This window comes from Streptomyces sp. NPDC047525 (assembly GCF_040643025.1).
GTDB classification, from domain to species: Bacteria; Actinomycetota; Actinomycetes; order Streptomycetales; family Streptomycetaceae; genus Streptomyces; species Streptomyces durmitorensis.
In genome coordinates, this window is sequence record NZ_JBEYTL010000031.1 from 13,440 (window position 1) to 27,300 (window position 13,861).

17 protein-coding genes are annotated in these 13,861 nt (G+C 69.0%); 11 read left to right on the forward strand and 6 right to left on the reverse strand.

Annotated elements, in window-relative coordinates; all coding sequences use genetic code 11:
• The first annotated feature begins 6 nt into the window (after window positions 1-6).
• Genes ABZ833_RS43840 through ABZ833_RS43850 form a run of 3 tightly spaced genes read left to right on the forward strand, consistent with a single transcriptional unit; the run spans window position 7 to window position 2,791 of the window.
• The gene (locus tag ABZ833_RS43840; RefSeq protein WP_361059206.1) at window positions 7-1,023 is read left to right on the forward strand and encodes an NlpC/P60 family protein; all 1,017 of its coding nucleotides are present in this window, start codon (window positions 7-9) and stop codon (window positions 1,021-1,023) included.
• Entirely contained in the window at window positions 1,020-1,652 is a 633-nt protein-coding gene (locus ABZ833_RS43845; RefSeq protein ID WP_361059207.1) for a hypothetical protein, read from the forward strand. The genes ABZ833_RS43840 and ABZ833_RS43845 overlap by 4 nt, the downstream gene beginning before the upstream one ends.
• A 17-nt stretch (window positions 1,653-1,669) precedes the next feature.
• Complete coding sequence (locus ABZ833_RS43850; protein ID WP_361059209.1) at window positions 1,670-2,791, forward strand: hypothetical protein; 1,122 nt, start codon at window positions 1,670-1,672, stop codon at window positions 2,789-2,791.
• 110 nt (window positions 2,792-2,901) lie between these two features.
• On the opposite strand, the gene ABZ833_RS43855 is transcribed toward ABZ833_RS43850, so the two are convergent.
• On the reverse strand, window positions 2,902-3,129 hold the full coding sequence (locus ABZ833_RS43855; RefSeq protein WP_361059210.1) for a hypothetical protein: 228 nt from the start codon (window positions 3,127-3,129) through the stop codon (window positions 2,902-2,904).
• 477 nt (window positions 3,130-3,606) lie between these two features.
• Here ABZ833_RS43855 and ABZ833_RS43860 point away from each other — a divergent pair, with 477 nt between their 5' ends.
• The 4 genes from ABZ833_RS43860 to ABZ833_RS43875 all read left to right on the forward strand — a co-directional run bounded on the left by ABZ833_RS43860 (window position 3,607) and on the right by ABZ833_RS43875 (window position 7,291).
• Window positions 3,607-4,218, forward strand: coding sequence for a hypothetical protein (locus ABZ833_RS43860; RefSeq protein WP_361059212.1), 612 nt, complete (start codon window positions 3,607-3,609; stop codon window positions 4,216-4,218).
• Window positions 4,215-4,541, forward strand: a complete 327-nt coding sequence (locus tag ABZ833_RS43865) for a hypothetical protein (RefSeq protein ID WP_361059214.1) — start codon at window positions 4,215-4,217, stop codon at window positions 4,539-4,541. Before ABZ833_RS43860 ends, ABZ833_RS43865 begins: the two co-directional genes overlap by 4 nt.
• Before the next feature lie 174 nt (window positions 4,542-4,715).
• Window positions 4,716-6,104 (forward strand): hypothetical protein, encoded by a 1,389-nt coding sequence (locus tag ABZ833_RS43870; RefSeq protein ID WP_361059216.1) that lies wholly within the window; start codon window positions 4,716-4,718, stop codon window positions 6,102-6,104.
• A gap of 158 nt (window positions 6,105-6,262) precedes the next feature.
• On the forward strand, window positions 6,263-7,291 hold the full coding sequence (locus ABZ833_RS43875; RefSeq protein WP_361059218.1) for a hypothetical protein: 1,029 nt from the start codon (window positions 6,263-6,265) through the stop codon (window positions 7,289-7,291).
• 76 nt (window positions 7,292-7,367) lie between these two features.
• Here ABZ833_RS43875 and ABZ833_RS43880 read toward each other — a convergent pair whose 3' ends face one another.
• Window positions 7,368-7,604, reverse strand: coding sequence for a DUF397 domain-containing protein (locus ABZ833_RS43880; RefSeq protein ID WP_361059220.1), 237 nt, complete (start codon window positions 7,602-7,604; stop codon window positions 7,368-7,370).
• Between the two features lie 5 nt (window positions 7,605-7,609).
• Window positions 7,610-8,470 carry a helix-turn-helix transcriptional regulator gene (locus ABZ833_RS43885; RefSeq protein WP_361059221.1) on the reverse strand — a complete coding sequence of 287 codons (861 nt, stop codon included), beginning with the start codon at window positions 8,468-8,470 and terminating at the stop codon, window positions 7,610-7,612.
• A 538-nt stretch (window positions 8,471-9,008) separates the two neighbouring features.
• On the opposite strand from ABZ833_RS43885, the gene ABZ833_RS43890 reads away from it, so the two are divergent.
• Together ABZ833_RS43890 and ABZ833_RS43895 are read left to right on the forward strand one after the other, a co-directional pair.
• Window positions 9,009-9,938, forward strand: a complete 930-nt coding sequence (locus tag ABZ833_RS43890; RefSeq protein ID WP_361059223.1) for an ATP-binding protein — start codon at window positions 9,009-9,011, stop codon at window positions 9,936-9,938.
• Complete coding sequence (locus ABZ833_RS43895) at window positions 9,931-10,350, forward strand: hypothetical protein (RefSeq protein WP_361059225.1); 420 nt, start codon at window positions 9,931-9,933, stop codon at window positions 10,348-10,350. The genes ABZ833_RS43890 and ABZ833_RS43895 overlap by 8 nt, the downstream gene beginning before the upstream one ends.
• 107 nt (window positions 10,351-10,457) lie before the next feature.
• Here the strand turns inward: ABZ833_RS43895 and ABZ833_RS43900 are convergent, their stop codons facing one another.
• On the reverse strand, window positions 10,458-10,937 hold the full coding sequence (locus ABZ833_RS43900) for a DUF6233 domain-containing protein (RefSeq protein WP_361059227.1): 480 nt from the start codon (window positions 10,935-10,937) through the stop codon (window positions 10,458-10,460).
• A 150-nt stretch (window positions 10,938-11,087) separates the two neighbouring features.
• On the opposite strand from ABZ833_RS43900, the gene ABZ833_RS43905 reads away from it, so the two are divergent.
• Both ABZ833_RS43905 and ABZ833_RS43910 read left to right on the forward strand, forming a co-directional pair.
• Window positions 11,088-11,417 carry a hypothetical protein gene (locus ABZ833_RS43905; protein WP_361059229.1) on the forward strand — a complete coding sequence of 110 codons (330 nt, stop codon included), beginning with the start codon at window positions 11,088-11,090 and terminating at the stop codon, window positions 11,415-11,417.
• Window positions 11,414-11,698: a hypothetical protein gene (locus ABZ833_RS43910; protein ID WP_361059231.1), complete on the forward strand. Its 285-nt coding sequence runs from the start codon at window positions 11,414-11,416 to the stop codon at window positions 11,696-11,698. Before ABZ833_RS43905 ends, ABZ833_RS43910 begins: the two co-directional genes overlap by 4 nt.
• A gap of 113 nt (window positions 11,699-11,811) precedes the next feature.
• Here the strand turns inward: ABZ833_RS43910 and ABZ833_RS43915 are convergent, their stop codons facing one another.
• Both ABZ833_RS43915 and ABZ833_RS43920 read right to left on the reverse strand, forming a co-directional pair.
• Entirely contained in the window at window positions 11,812-12,228 is a 417-nt protein-coding gene (locus ABZ833_RS43915; RefSeq protein ID WP_361059233.1) for a transcriptional regulator, read from the reverse strand.
• 66 nt (window positions 12,229-12,294) lie between these two features.
• On the reverse strand, window positions 12,295-12,624 hold the full coding sequence (locus ABZ833_RS43920; protein WP_361059234.1) for a hypothetical protein: 330 nt from the start codon (window positions 12,622-12,624) through the stop codon (window positions 12,295-12,297).
• Window positions 12,625-13,861: the final 1,237 nt, after the last annotated feature.

Here is a 13,861-nt window from a genome sequence, read left to right on the forward strand (position 1 = left end):
GCCGCGATGAAGGCCGCCGCCCAGGGGGCCGCCGCGGTAGCCGCCCTGTGCTTCGGAATGGTGTTCGGTCTGACCATCTGGGCCGGGTCGGAAGACGGAGACGCAGCCAACGGCGACGACGCGGGCTTCGCCGGGGAACTCGACACCAGCAAGATCCCCAAGGAGTACCGCAAGTGGGTCATCAAGGCGGGCAGCCAGTGCGCAGGCGTCACCGCGCCCCTGATTGCCGCTCAGATCGAGGCGGAGAGCGGATGGAACCCGGACGCGAAGTCACCGGCCAAGGCGCGAGGCCTCAGCCAGTTCATCCCCGGCACCTGGGAATCGCACAAGGTCGACGCCGACGGCGGGGGCGCGAGCTGGAGATCTGGGCCGGACAACATCATGACGCAGGCCGCGTATGACTGCGTCCTGATGAAGGAGGTCAAGAGCTACAAGCTGAAGGGCGATCCGGTCGAGTTGATGCTGGCCGCGTACAACGCGGGCCCCTGGCCGGTCAAGAAGTACGGCGGCATCCCGCCGTACCGCGAGACGCAGGAGTACGTGAAGCGGATCACCGGCCTCATCCCGAAGTACACCCAGGAACTCAGTCCGGCGTCCGGCCCGATGGGCCAGCGGATCGCCGCTGAGGCCAAGAAGCAGTTGGGCGAGCCGTACGCGTGGGGCGGCGGCGGCATCCACGGCCCCAGCCGCGGCATACAGCACGGCGCCAGCACAGTCGGGTTCGACTGCTCGGGGCTCACCCAATGGGCCGTCTACCGGGGCTCAAAGGGAAAGATCACGCTTCCTAGGTCCAGTCAGATGCAGATCAAGGAGGGCAAGGGCGTACGCAGTCGCGACGTCCGGGCGGGCGATCTCGTCGGCTGGGCCCTCAACGGCGCAGGAAACTACGATCACATCGGCATCGCGATCGGCGGCGGCCAGTTCATCCACGCTCCGAAAACCGGAGACGTCGTGAAGATCAGTTCTCTCGACGAGCCGTATTACGCGAACCGCCCCATGCAAATCCGGAGGTTGGGATCATGAGGACGACCAGGCACACTCTCCTCGCTGCCACAGCCGCCGTGATCCTGGTGGCGGGATGCAGCGGCAGCAGCGACGACGGCCAGGACGCCGCCCCGCCCAAACAGCCGCCCACCGCCACCGGCACCGGCCCCGAGCCGTCCCCGGGCGAGGCGGAGCAGCTGCCCGCAGGCAAGAAGGGCACACCGCGCGGCAGCCTCCCCGCCCGGGAGGACATCGATCAGAAGGATGCCACCGCGGTCAGCAAAGCCGCCCTCACCGTGATGCACAGCTACGACACGGCTATTGACACCTCCCGCAACGACGCGGGCCGCCGTGTCGCAGACGCCGGATGGTGCACCGGCACCTACGCCGCCCAGCTGCGGGAGGCCGCCAGCCGGTCCAACCCCGGCGCGGCATGGTCCACCTGGGCCCAGCACAAGGCCTACACCAAGCCCGCGATGCAACGGACTGAGGAGTCAGGGCAGCCCGCCGACACCGACACCGAGGCCTACCGGCAATGGACCATCACCGTCACGCCCACCGGGCGCAAGGGATGGAAAGGCACACCCGAGATCAGCACCGCATACGTGGCGCTCACCCGCGCCGCAGCGGACGACCCCTGGCGGCTGGCCGCCGTCACCGTGCAGTGACGAAAGGAGGAGCGACCATGCCGCGCACCCCCGCAGACGTGCCCCCTTGGCCCTGCTATCGGCTCACCGCCGCCGATGACGGGCCGGTGACCGTCACCGGCCCAGCCGCGCAGCCGGGCCCCTACGCCCACCGCGCCGAGGCCCTCACCGCGGTGGCCACCCTCGCGGGTCGACTGACCCCGCCCCGAGCGGTCCGCGCCGAAGCCATCGACGCCGACGGCACCCTCTGGCCCCTGGCGATCCACCCCGACGGCACCATCGAGGAGGCCGGGCCCGCCCAGCGCAGCGCCCGGAAGCCCCGCAAGGCCACACGGGCCGAGAAGCGGGAGGCGACGGCGAAGACGGCTCCCCCGACGCCCCCCAAGCGACGGAAGACGAAGAAGACCCCGGCGCAGGCACCGCAGGTCAGCGTGCCGCAGCCCGCGCCGGTCCCTCAGCCGCAACAGCCCTACGTGGTGCCGACCGTCGTCGACCGGCACGAGCCGACCATGCGCGTGCGCATCACCCCGCAGCCGGAGCCGCCCGCCGAGCAGGACGAGCCGCCGACCATGCGCGTGCGCATCACCCCGCAGCCGGTCAGTGAACAGCACGAGCGCCCCGGCGAGGACATCACCAGGGCTCTCCCCGCCCAGGCCGCACCGATCCCCCAGTGCCGCCGACCGGCCCCCGCTGGACCAGCACCAGCCGCGCCGGCACCGGCCGCCAGCGAGGAGCCGCCCATTCCCAGTGCCCTGCGCATTCGCAGCCTCGCCGAGAGCGGACGGCTTGCCGAGGCCCTGGACATGGCCGCCGCCTACGACGATGCCGCCGCCCGTACCCACGGGCCCAGCCACCGCGCCGCCATCGAGGCCCGGGAGATCCGCGCCCACATCGCCGTGGAGTCCGGCGACCTCCCCGGCGGCATCACCCTCTACCGTGACGCCGCCGAACGGTGGGCCCTGCAAGGCCAGCACGAGGCCGCCGACGCGGCAGCCGGGAGAGCCCACGCCCTGTGGTTGCGGATCACCGACCGGGACCAGGCCCTTGCCATCGGCGAGGCCATCGTCAGGATGCGGACCCACATCCCCGGTCCAGGAGGCAGCGCCTACCGCAAGGCCGCCCGCCGCCTGGACCGCCTGCGGCACCCTGCCTCCCACTGACACCGGGGCCACACAACGTCGTTCACGTGTCCACGCGAACCGGCGCCCGGCACACGGGGACACGACGAGGGGCCCGGACAGATGTCCGGGCCCCTCGTACGTCTCCGGCCTTACGAGGAGGTCGAGACCCCCAGCACCTGACCTGCCGCGTACCAATCTACGTAGCGGTCGCCGAGCATGGCCGCCGCCACCGTCACCAGCGGATCCCCCACCACGAACGGCGCCGCGAGGTCCACGACCTCCCCCGGTTCCAGGTGCACCAGATTCCGCAGCGCAGACGCCTGCGCGTCCTCCCGCAGCAAGTCCGCCGCCGACTCCACTTCGCGTACTACCCTCATGCCAGATCCTCCACAGGGATCGAGGCCCCCGGCGACGAGACGCAAACCGCCACCGCGTGGGCCGCCTCTGCGGGGCCGGGTCACACCCCGGCCCCGCAGTCTTGGACGTTGAGACTCTTGGCCTCAGGTACAACCTAACTTCAAGAGTCTTGAACTTCAAGAGTCTTGAAGTTAGGTTGTGTTGCGTGTCGTTCAGTCGACATCTGCCAGACTCGCCCCATCGGCATGCCGCTCCCGTAGGGACATGCGACATGGAGTCAGGGACTCTTGAAGGCCCGGAGGTTCGGTCTCAGGGAGTTTCATACTTTCTGAGTTCATGACTTCAAGACTCTTGATATTCGGAGGTTCAAGAGAGTGAAACAACAAGAGTCCCCAACTTGGTTGGCTGGGCCCCGGACTCAGGGGCCCTACTCCGTATCGATCTGGGGCGGTAAGGGCGGTATCGGTAAGAGCACGGACGCGTTCGAGCTTGCATACATGCTCGCGCTGGTTGGTCCCACGCTTCTGATCAACGCCGACAAGAAGCAGCAAGAGGGGGGAGTGGATGAGCTGGTGAAGGGGCTGAAGGAGCCGGCGCCCTTCGACTACACCGCGACGGAGAAGGCCGCGGATCTGGCCAGCATTCGCAAGCTCAAGCAGTACCGGTACGTAGTCACGGACCACGGTCCCTACCGGGACGCGGCGAAGCTCAAGGAAACCGCTCAGTCAGATCTGACGATCGCGCCCATTCCGCCCCGGCGGCTCGACTCGAAGTCGGTGATGCACGGCATCCGCGAGCATCTCGTCGGCACGAACTACCGCATCCATCTGACCATGGTGAAGCACATCGACAAGAGCCGAGCTCGGGCCATGAAGACCTCTCTTCAGGACCTTGGGTTGCCGGTCTTCGCGGGGTGGATGCGCATGTACAACGCCCACGAGATGTTGAACGGCTACCCGGTGTTCCACAACGCGCTTCAGGACGAGCAGGCAGCCAAGGCCGCCGCCGACGCCTACATGTTCGGTGACGAAGTGCTGAGGACTCTCGGAGACCCTCACGAGGTCCCGAAGTTCGAGGGTTGGAAGGGCTTTGAGGAGTACGTGCGATGACTGGCGGGGGAGTGCAGGACTTCAACAATCTCTTCGGTGAAGGAGCGTCACAACTAGCGGGCGCACCGAGCTTGAAGAGTGGCAAGGTCCGCCCGAAGTACACCCAGATCCGTGATGACCAGTGGGCGGAGCTTGACGAGCTCGCCCGCGAACTGATGGACGCACGGAGCGAGAAGGGCCGCCGGATCACGTCGAACAGTCTGATTCGCGTTGCGATCGACGCTCTTCTTGCCCAGCGAGAACAGCTAGGGGGCGACCACGAGGACGCCATTCGTGTGAACTACCTCAAGACTCTTGGAGTTCCAGAGGACAAGATTTCATGACTTCAAGACTCTTGAAGTCATGAAGAAAAAGCGACCCCGGACCGCCTTCCACAGCAAGACCCGGGGCCACCCAGAACCGAGGAGCGAACTCCCCATGTACCACCACAGTAAGGCCCACACCGGCCGTGTAGGCACCAGCCGGGGGACTACCGGCCAGATGCCAGGCGGTGCCCGATGAGCGTGCTTAGCACCGTCAGCGAATGGACCACCGCACACCTGGCCGTCACGTCCGCCGTCGCCGGGGCCGGTGTCGTACTGCTCGGCCTGGTGGCCGTGCGACGGCTCAGCGCCTCGCCGAAGTCCGCGAGCGTGCCCCAGGACGCCGACACGGCGACCAGACGCCGCAAGTTCAGCGCGGGCACACTCGCGGCCACGGTCGCGTTCGTCGTGTGCACGTCGGTCAGCCTGAACACCTCGTTTCGGTTCACTGCCGATGGTCTCGGCATGACCGGCACGCCTGAGCGTGTGCTTTCGTGTGCCGCATTCGAGTCGTTGCTCGCCATGTGCGTACTCGGCGCACGCGAGCGGATGGCCGACCCCCGCAACCCCTCACCCGGGTGGTACGGCGGGGCCGTCTGGATCTTCGCGGCCCTCAGCGCCGTTCCAGCCTGGCAGGAAGGCAACGGCTGGACCACGGGCACAGCGTTCCGCATCATCATCGGCAGCTTTGGCAGCGCGCTTGCGGCACACTCCGCGCTCGGCCTGGAGCTCAAGCACCGCAGCGGTGACGTGTCCCAGGCACCCCTGGCCCAGATCTCGCGGGACCTGCGCGAGCGCCTCATGGCCCGTATGGGACTCGCACAGCGCGGTAAGACGGCCCAGGAAATCACCCAGGCCCGCGCCCTAGACAAGGCCGTCGACTTGGCCGACCGCTTCCACCGGCTCGCCGAGGAGGACATGGCCAAGAAGGGCCCGAAGCTCGCTCGGGACTTGGCCAAGGCACAGGACCGTGCGGGGGTTGGCACAGACGCGGCACAGACCGAGCTCTACCGTGCCCGGGTGGCACAAAGGATGTTCGCCACCGCGCTGGAGATCACCCCGGACGAGTCGCCGTGGCACATCCCCGGGCCGACCGAGAAGAGTGTGCGGCACATCGAGAGCCTCGCGGCACAGGCAGTCGACGTACTCGCGGCACACGTCGGCACACCGGTGCCCGGTGCGCGTGCCGAGGCACACGCACACGAGGGCGACGAGCCCGCCGCGTGCGTCGAGGACGAGCCCGCCGAGGCGGACAAGGCCGCAGCGGCACACGGCGGCACACTCCTCCGCGTGGACGTCCGCGTACCGCAGCAGCCCCAGTACGACCAGGCAGATGCCCCCGAGGACGTCGAGGAGCTCTCGGCGGACCTGGCCAGCTACGAGACCAAGGCCAGGGCGGCACAGGCTCTGTACCGGGCACGCATCCACGACGACGGCACACGCACAACCAACGCCGTCGCCCAGGAGCTCACCACGGCATTCCGTGAGTGGTTCGGCGAGCCCTACGACCGGGGAGCGGCAAACAAGGCCATCAGCGGACTGCGGCCCACCCCGGTGCGCCCCGAGTGGCTCGTAGACGCCTGACACACGGCACACCGGGTGTGCGGCACACGGCCGCACACCCGGCACACATCCGGCACACGCCGTGTGCCGACTCAGACCCTGGGGGATCGATGACCCACACACCCCGCACACCGCAGCCGGCATCTACCGGCCCAGGCCCGAGTGGACTGCTCAAGACCGTGCCGCCGCCGAGAGATGCTCAGCTGGCCGAGCGCCAGGCCGCCGCCGAGCGCCGGTTAGCGACGACCACGGCCGCCACCGCAGCGCTCCACACGGCACAGGAGGCGGCCCACCAGGCGCGAGCCGCCGAACAGGCCGCACAGCACGCGGCGAAAACGGCACAGACGGAGGCCACACGCCTGCGCGAGCAGCTCGCCGCCCTACGTGAGCAGTTCACCGAAGAACGCACCGCACGCCGCGAGGCCGACGCCGCGCACGCCGAGGCCGAGGGCGGCCGTGCCGCCGCGGTGCAGCTCGCCGGGCAGGCGCAGCACACGGGCGCCGAGGCACACGCCGAGGCTGCTCAACTCCGGCAGCGGCTCGACACCGCAGAGCACGAGCTCGCCGAACTCCGCGAGGCACAGCAGCGCGCCAACGAGCGCGCCCGCCACGACCACGCGGCACGCGAGCAGGCCGAGGGCGGCCGTGTCGCCGCTGTGCAGCTCGCCGAGCAGGCACAGCACACCGCGCAGACGGCACAGGCCGAGACCGCAGCCCTGCGCGAGCAGCTCGCCGCCGCCGTCGAGGAGCGGGAGACGCTGCGGAAGTCCGTGAGGCGTGCCGAGGAGCGGAGCGAGTTCGAGGCAGGCCAGCGCGCTCAGGCCGACGAGCGGTGTGCCGCCGCGGTGCGGCTCGCCGAGCAGGCACAGCACACCGCGCAGACGGCACAGAGCGAGGCCGAGGCCCTGCGCGAGCAGCTCGCTGAAGAGCGGCAGGCACACGGCGCGGCACGGGAGGCACTCGCAGAGGCCATGACGGCGTGTGCCGTTGCTGCGGGCCGCGTCGAGGCGGCACAGGGGGAGACACAGACGGCACAGAGTGAGGCCGAGAACCTGCGCAAGCAGCTCGCCCAGGCACACACCCCGGCACAGATCGAGGAGTCTCCGGCACACGAGACAGCGGATGTGCCGAAGGCGACGCCCGCCAGCGGTATACGGCCCAAGGTCCGTGCCCAGCCCAAGAAGAAGAGCCGAGGCCGCCGCCGCTAACGGGGCACAGCACTACATGCCGATGGGCCGGGCACCCTAAAGCGGGTGCCCGGCCCATCGGCATGTGAACGCTCTTCTAGTCCTGGATCGAGAACTCACCCTTTGTCGCGCCGTCGAGGAAGCACTCCCAGACGTGCCGGGAGACGACGAACGGCGGATTGGTCAGGTTCTCGTTATCGCGCAAGGCAACGCGGCCGTCGTCCATGAACGCGACTTCCAGGCAACCGCCGTTGGCGGAGCTCGCCGACGACTTGAACCAGTCGAGGTCCGGCAGGAATTCGGGCGACGTGGGCCGCCCGGCGTTGCTGGTCATTTCTTTCACTCCTCTGCGGCGTCACGGAGTAGCGCCGTCGACTCTTCAGGATCAAGGGCCATAGCCCTCAGCAGGTCAAACGAAGTGGCGAACTCCCGCACAGTGGTTCTCTTCTCCAGATAGAGATTTCCGGCCGGGCTGTCCACGTAGACAACCGGGTCGTTTTCCTCGAATTCCAAAATGGAGAAAGCGCCACCCAGACCAGGGTTCGCGCCCTTCCGGGCCGGGACAATCTGAAGGGTGATGTTGGGCAAAGCGGCCATGTCGATCAGGTGCTCAATCTGTTCTCTCATGACGGGCCAGCCACCAACCGGGCGGCGGATCGTCATTTCATCGAGTACTGCCCAAAGCTCCAAGGGGTCCCGGATTTCCGACGACGTCAGGAGCTCTTGCCGTTTCGTCCGGACTGACACCAGGTCGTCAATGTCTGACAGCTTGCCCGGGTAGGCCGCCAGGACCGCACGGGCGTATTTGGGTGTCTGCAAGAGACCGTGAATGAGGCTGGCTTCCCAGACCCGTTCAGCGCGCGCGTCGGTCTCTAGGCCAAAATAGACTTCAAGGCCACTGGGTAGCACTTCCCTGTAGGGGTCCCACCAGCCCGGTTGTCGGGTGGTGGTCAGCATGTCCAAGAGCCGCTGAATTTGGAAATCATCTGTCACGCCGTAAAGCGCGCACAGCTTTTCGATCTCGTCAGGCCGGGGAGCTACCCGCCCTTTGCCGGTTTCCAGACGGCTTAGACGCGTCTCTGAACAGCCCAGGTGGGCAGCTGCCTGGGCAGCGAGCACGCCGCGACCTGTTCGCAGCCGCTTCAGCTCGGCGCCGAGCTGCCGTTTGTTGACCGTCGGCGTCTTCGGCTCCCCCACCACGCGGCGCCGCCCCCTTCGCTTGCTCTTGCCTCGCACTTGCGCACTTGCCTGGCCACAGTCTGCCGTACCTGTCTCCCGAGCTGCACACATCGCAGGTCCCCTATCTCTGTCCGCCCGCACAGCAGTGCGGGACTTGCCCAATTTTTGCTGCGCACTTGCGCAGATAGTGCGCACGGCGTCACTGTAGGGGCAGTTGGACACGGTAGGTAGCGGCCCCATTGCTGTATGTCGATCAACGGCCGCCGGGTGATCAGGAGTGATTGCACATGTCACCGTTTGTGCGGGCCGTAGGGACCTCGGCCGCCGCACCGTTGCGGGTGCCTGCGGGTTCCGACATCCGGGCCGCCGTCCTTGACCCCTTGCAGATGACACCGGACCAGACCCGCCGTCTGTACGGGCAGGCATGCGCGCGGTGCGGCGGAACCGACGGCCTACGGCCCGGAGGTATGGCCAAGACGGCCAGCGGTCCCCACGGGGGCGGCCGCCTCTCGTGGCCGGTGCAGGTCTGCCGACACCACGCGAACACGGGCGGCACCCAGTGAGCCCCCGTGAGGCAGAGTGCTGGGCACCCGGCCGCCTCCCGCCGGAGGGTCTGCGCCGAGCGTGGGCCCACGGCCAATGCGGCGAGGTTCGCATCACGGGTGCCGAGGTCCTGCGCATCAGTTCATCCCTGGCCGCCGCGGTGCTCGCCGTCCTCGCCGCCGAGGGCACCCCCCTGGGACTGGTCCTCGATACACGCGCCCGCGGGACGGTCGAGTTCATCGTGCCCGCCGGCACCGTCGACACCTGGCCGTCCCTTCTCAGCGCCCGATGCGTCTCCGACGCCGTACTCCGGTGCCCCGGCCCCGAGGTCACCACCGGCCCCGGTCCCCGCCCCGGCTCAGGCGGCCGCGCCTGGATCACTCCGCCCGTCCCCGGCGCCCGGCCCACCACCGACCCGGACCGCCTGCGCGAGGCCGTCACCGCCGTACTCGGCGGCCAGCGGGCCCCCGCCCCCCACACGACCAGCACCCCCGGAGGACCACCCATGACCGTCCTGCTTCGGAAAGGCCGCAGTCAGTTTTCGGCGCAATGGAACCTCCCGGGGGCAAGCTCTTTCACCCCCGCCGCAGCCCGTAGGCACGTCTACGGCGCCGCCTGCGAGCAGGGAATCCCCCCGAGCGCTGCGGACGATCTGTGCGTGATCACGAGCGAGCTCACGACGAACGCGATCAGGCACACGCACAGCTCAGTGATCTTCGTGTGGCTGCACGTGACCGACACCGAGGCCCTGGTGGGCGTGCTCGACCAGGGGCCCCGACCCCACCAGCAGCTCAGCGCCCAACGCCCCGCCCCCACCGAGGAGACCGGCAGAGGTCTCGCCCTCGCCGAGGCCCTGGCCGCCCGATGGGCCAGCAGCCCCGTAGGCCGAGGCACCGCAGTGGAGGCCGCCGTCACACTCCCCCAGGCCGGAGGCCTCAATGCCTAACCCCCTGCTGCCCGAGCTCTACCGCGTACCGCCCCACGGCCTGCCCACTACGCAACCGCTCGACCTCACCGGCGTCCGCCACGACATAGAGGCCGCCCTGGACATCATCAGCGCCGCCGACCGCCCCACCGTCGACCACCACACCCACACCGTGCTCGCGCACCTACACACCCTGCTCGCGGCCGATCTCGGCCAGTCCCAGCGGCCGCAGATCCACGCCATCCACGCCCAGGCCCGCGCCCTCACCACCGAGCGCCGCATCCCCACCCCCACCACACCAGCCCCCGACGCGCTCGCCTACCTCACCGAGCTCGCCGAGTACACCCGCTGCTGTGCACTGCTCTACGAGCAGCACCGCGACGCGATCCGCGCCCTGCCGCCCGCCTACGGACCTGCCCACGGCGTGCACTAGACCCCGATGGCCCGCGCCCCCGTCGCGGACCATCGGCAGGAAGCGAGGGCCCCACCGGCCATCTCCCCCGGTGCGGGCCCTCGCTGTATGTCGTCCCGGCGCCCGCATCACAGGAGCCGTTCAGCCCCACACAGACCGCAGGCACGCGCCAGCGGCCGGGCCAGCGCCTCGCGAGCCTGCTCACCCGTCAGCACCTCCACCCCGCCGCTCACGAAACACGCCACGTGATGCACCGTCGTCGGATACAGCCGCGTACCCAGCCGCCGCCGCTCCCGCTGAATCCGCCACTCATCCGACGTCGGCGGCCACTGAGCCACCGCCTCCGCCACCGCAGCGGCACGGGACCGCGGCCGCCTCTGCGTCAGCACAGCCTCATACGAGACCCCCGGAACCGGCCGCAACCGCTCAGGCGCCACCCACACCCGGTACTCCCCCGGCACCGCATCCCCCGACTCCGCCGTCTGCCACAGCACCAACCCCACCTGATACGCCCACGCCCCGTTATCGCGCTGCACCCGCGCATACAGACGCCCCCGCAGCTCCTGCCCGTCCGGCAGCAGCACATCAACCCCCGGGGCATCGCTCATATGTACGATTCTAGGGATCGAGGCTCAGCGCATATACACGGAGGGATCCACCGAGCACGGCCCGCACCCTCGCGCCGGTACTTCCCCGAGGCCCTGCCCCGCGGGGGGCCGACCGCGTACCGTGGACACGGCATCACGAGGAGGTCCCCCATGTCCGCGCTCCCGCACGAGCCCAGCCCCCGCCAGGCCTACGCCGACCCGCACCGACTGGAGGCCCACGAGGGCCCGCAGACGCTCGCCGAACTCCGTGCCGCCCTCGCCGTGATCGACCCTGTAGCCCTCACCGCGTTCAACGCGCGCCTTGACGACGCCCGGTTCGGCCGCGAACAGGCCGAGGTCCTCGCCGAGGCCCGCCGCACCGTCGCGCACACCCGCCCCGAGGTCCTCACCGCAATCGCCGCCTCCCTGGACGGCAGCGCCGAGACACGGCCCGTCGCGGAGCTGTGGGCCCACCTGGACGGGCGGGGCAGCTCCGCGTGACCCTATGGAACGTCGAGGTGGGCCCACAGCTCTACGACGAGTTCGCGCACCTCTCCGGCCCCGGCCGCCGCGCCGTCCATGACGTGCTCGACTGGCTCGCCCTAGACCCCCGCAACCCCAGTAGCAGCCGCGAGCCCATCGCGGGCGCCGAACTCCGCCAGATCAGCACCGCCCCCACGGCCGACACCGGCGACCGCATCACGATCCTCTACCGCATCCACCCACCAGCCGGGGACGAGCCCGGCCGGGTAGAGGTCATCTTCGTCATGTCCGGGCCCTAGCCCCAGAATCAAACCCGCTTGGCTGGTGAAGCGGCAGTGTTCGGACCCTGCACTATTCCTTCGCAATGCGGCGCCGAGCCCACGCATGGGCAACATGATTCTCGCTAGACGATCTATTCCAAGGAATCTGCGTACACGATCGGCAGAGCCGGGACTCGCTCGGCGACCCGGGCGACCACGGCGCGATGCCAGGAAGCGGGGAACTCCACCTCGGGGTGGTGCGCGTGGTACTCGGCGTCATTGCGATAGGTGAGGACGATCGGTTCCGGGATGTCCATCAGCTTCTCGGCAATGCCGTTGACCCACTCCCCGGTACGCCGCTCCAGGTCTTCCATAGCCAGGCGGACTCCATCGGGGATGGGGTAGCGGCCCTGTTCCCAGGAGCGGACTGTTCGAGGGTTGACCTTCAGGTGAGCTGCGAGCCAGTCGCCGGACAGGCCGAGGTACTCACGGAGGACCTTGAATTCGGCGTCCGTCATGCGCTCGTCCTCGGGCATGCCGGGCGGATCGGTGTACTCGGTCTCGGACATTGCGCCTCCAGAAAGAGAAAAGACGGAAGCCCCGGCGCACTGCGCCGGGGCCGGGGCGGCGGCTCGTCAGGCGCCGATGTCGTGCTTGGCGACGATCCCGCCGAGATCGATCTCCTCGATCGCAGCACGGATGTCGAAGTCCCCGATCTCGTCGGTGTAGTCGGGGTCACTGTGGTGCAGGCCGATGAACTCGTCGCCGGTGAGATAGATCCCGGCGGGAAGCGCGGTACAGACGGCCTCGCGATATTCGTCCGCGATTGCTTCGGTCGCACCAGCCTTGTCCATCCGCTCGCACCAATCGGAGCCGCCGCCGTTCATGTAGTCGGCGATGTCTCCCTCGGGGCTGGTGTTGGACCCGGTGTGGTTGTACCAGCTGCCGTAACCCGTGGTGATCATGTCCGGTTCCCTCCGGAAGGGCCTGGGGCTGCTCCCCTGGCCTCACTCCCCCATGGTGCACCCTAAAATAGGGTGCACGCAAGAGGGGGTGCGCCACCGTCCCGTCCTGCGCTCACTGGCCGCCTGCGATCGCCGACCCTCCCTAGGAATCGATCATCTAGACGCGGCACACCCGTCGCACGCTCAGGCGGAGGGCTCAGTCGCAATACGCGCGGCCGGGCGCGCGCATTTCGTTGCAATTAAGCACGTTTCAGGCACGTGACCGGGATCTGACCGCCCCGCGTGAGCCTCCAATTCTCCCCGGACCGTCCGCACTTGAAGTACCGGGGGGCATTGCCCCGGTTGAACGTCGTCCTACACGAGCGGATGCGATCCCCCCTGTACACGTAGTGGTCCACCCGGTCATGAACCGTGGCCGAGGCCCGGCTAGGCGGCGGCCTGCGCACCGCCACCTTCGCGCCCGTCACCACGTACGTGGCACACCGCGCAGCCACGATGCCCGGCGCACTCACCGCGTGCGCGAAGGGCTTCACCGAGGGCGCGGCCGATGCCTGCGGAGCGGACAGCACAACGGCCACCGCGGCGACCGCGACAGCGGCCGAGGAGATCACTTTTCGCATACCGCCTCAACGGCCCGGCGTCGGGACCGACACGGCCCCCACGCCGCGATCACCCGACAGGGGCCGCCGCCCGCCAGCACCCCAGACCAGGCCGTCAACTCCGACCGCATGCCGTCAGCTCTCCCGCCCCGCCGGCACCGGTAGGGCGGCCAAGGTCACATGGCACGCGTAGCCGCCACCACGGCCGACCGCAGCCCGTCAGGGGTCCCAAAAGCAGGCAGCGGCGGGAGGAGCGGGGCGGCGCGCGAGCGGTGCGCCGTCCGCCCCACGAGCGCCGGGCCGGGCGCCGTACTCCCCCCGTCACGGATGCCGGAGCGTGAGGAGACCCCCCACCGGCCGGGGCGGGCGGGGAGCTACCAGCTGCCGCGAAGTGGCCGAGCCCGGTGAGGTCGCTCCGCGTCGGTGCAGGCATCGCCGTGGCGCGCGAGCGCTCCGACACACCAACCGTGCCTCAGCCCGCCACCTGACATACCGTCAAAACCAGCCCCACCAGCCAAAACACCCCCGTCCAATATGCGGAACCTCCCACGAAACCATCAGTCAATGTGGTTCAATAGAGTTGTTGGTCAAGGGGATGGCAACCCCCCTCACCAGCACCCCGGAGGCCCACTGACCCC

Bases quoted from the DNA above. Each gene is read 5' to 3' on its own strand.
- ABZ833_RS43920 (WP_361059234.1), bottom strand. From the start codon at position 12,624: ATGATCACCACGGGTTACGGCAGCTGGTACAACCACACCGGGTCCAAC.
- ABZ833_RS43840 (WP_361059206.1), top strand. From the start codon at position 7: ATGAAGGCCGCCGCCCAGGGGGCCGCCGCGGTAGCCGCCCTGTGCTTC.
- ABZ833_RS43870 (WP_361059216.1), top strand. From the start codon at position 4,716: ATGAGCGTGCTTAGCACCGTCAGCGAATGGACCACCGCACACCTGGCC.
- ABZ833_RS43900 (WP_361059227.1), bottom strand. From the start codon at position 10,937: ATGAGCGATGCCCCGGGGGTTGATGTGCTGCTGCCGGACGGGCAGGAG.
- ABZ833_RS43915 (WP_361059233.1), bottom strand. From the start codon at position 12,228: ATGTCCGAGACCGAGTACACCGATCCGCCCGGCATGCCCGAGGACGAG.
- ABZ833_RS43880 (WP_361059220.1), bottom strand. From the start codon at position 7,604: ATGACCAGCAACGCCGGGCGGCCCACGTCGCCCGAATTCCTGCCGGAC.
- ABZ833_RS43860 (WP_361059212.1), top strand. From the start codon at position 3,607: ATGCTCGCGCTGGTTGGTCCCACGCTTCTGATCAACGCCGACAAGAAG.
- ABZ833_RS43845 (WP_361059207.1), top strand. From the start codon at position 1,020: ATGAGGACGACCAGGCACACTCTCCTCGCTGCCACAGCCGCCGTGATC.
- ABZ833_RS43865 (WP_361059214.1), top strand. From the start codon at position 4,215: ATGACTGGCGGGGGAGTGCAGGACTTCAACAATCTCTTCGGTGAAGGA.
- ABZ833_RS43850 (WP_361059209.1), top strand. From the start codon at position 1,670: ATGCCGCGCACCCCCGCAGACGTGCCCCCTTGGCCCTGCTATCGGCTC.
- ABZ833_RS43855 (WP_361059210.1), bottom strand. From the start codon at position 3,129: ATGAGGGTAGTACGCGAAGTGGAGTCGGCGGCGGACTTGCTGCGGGAG.
- ABZ833_RS43895 (WP_361059225.1), top strand. From the start codon at position 9,931: ATGCCTAACCCCCTGCTGCCCGAGCTCTACCGCGTACCGCCCCACGGC.
- ABZ833_RS43905 (WP_361059229.1), top strand. From the start codon at position 11,088: ATGTCCGCGCTCCCGCACGAGCCCAGCCCCCGCCAGGCCTACGCCGAC.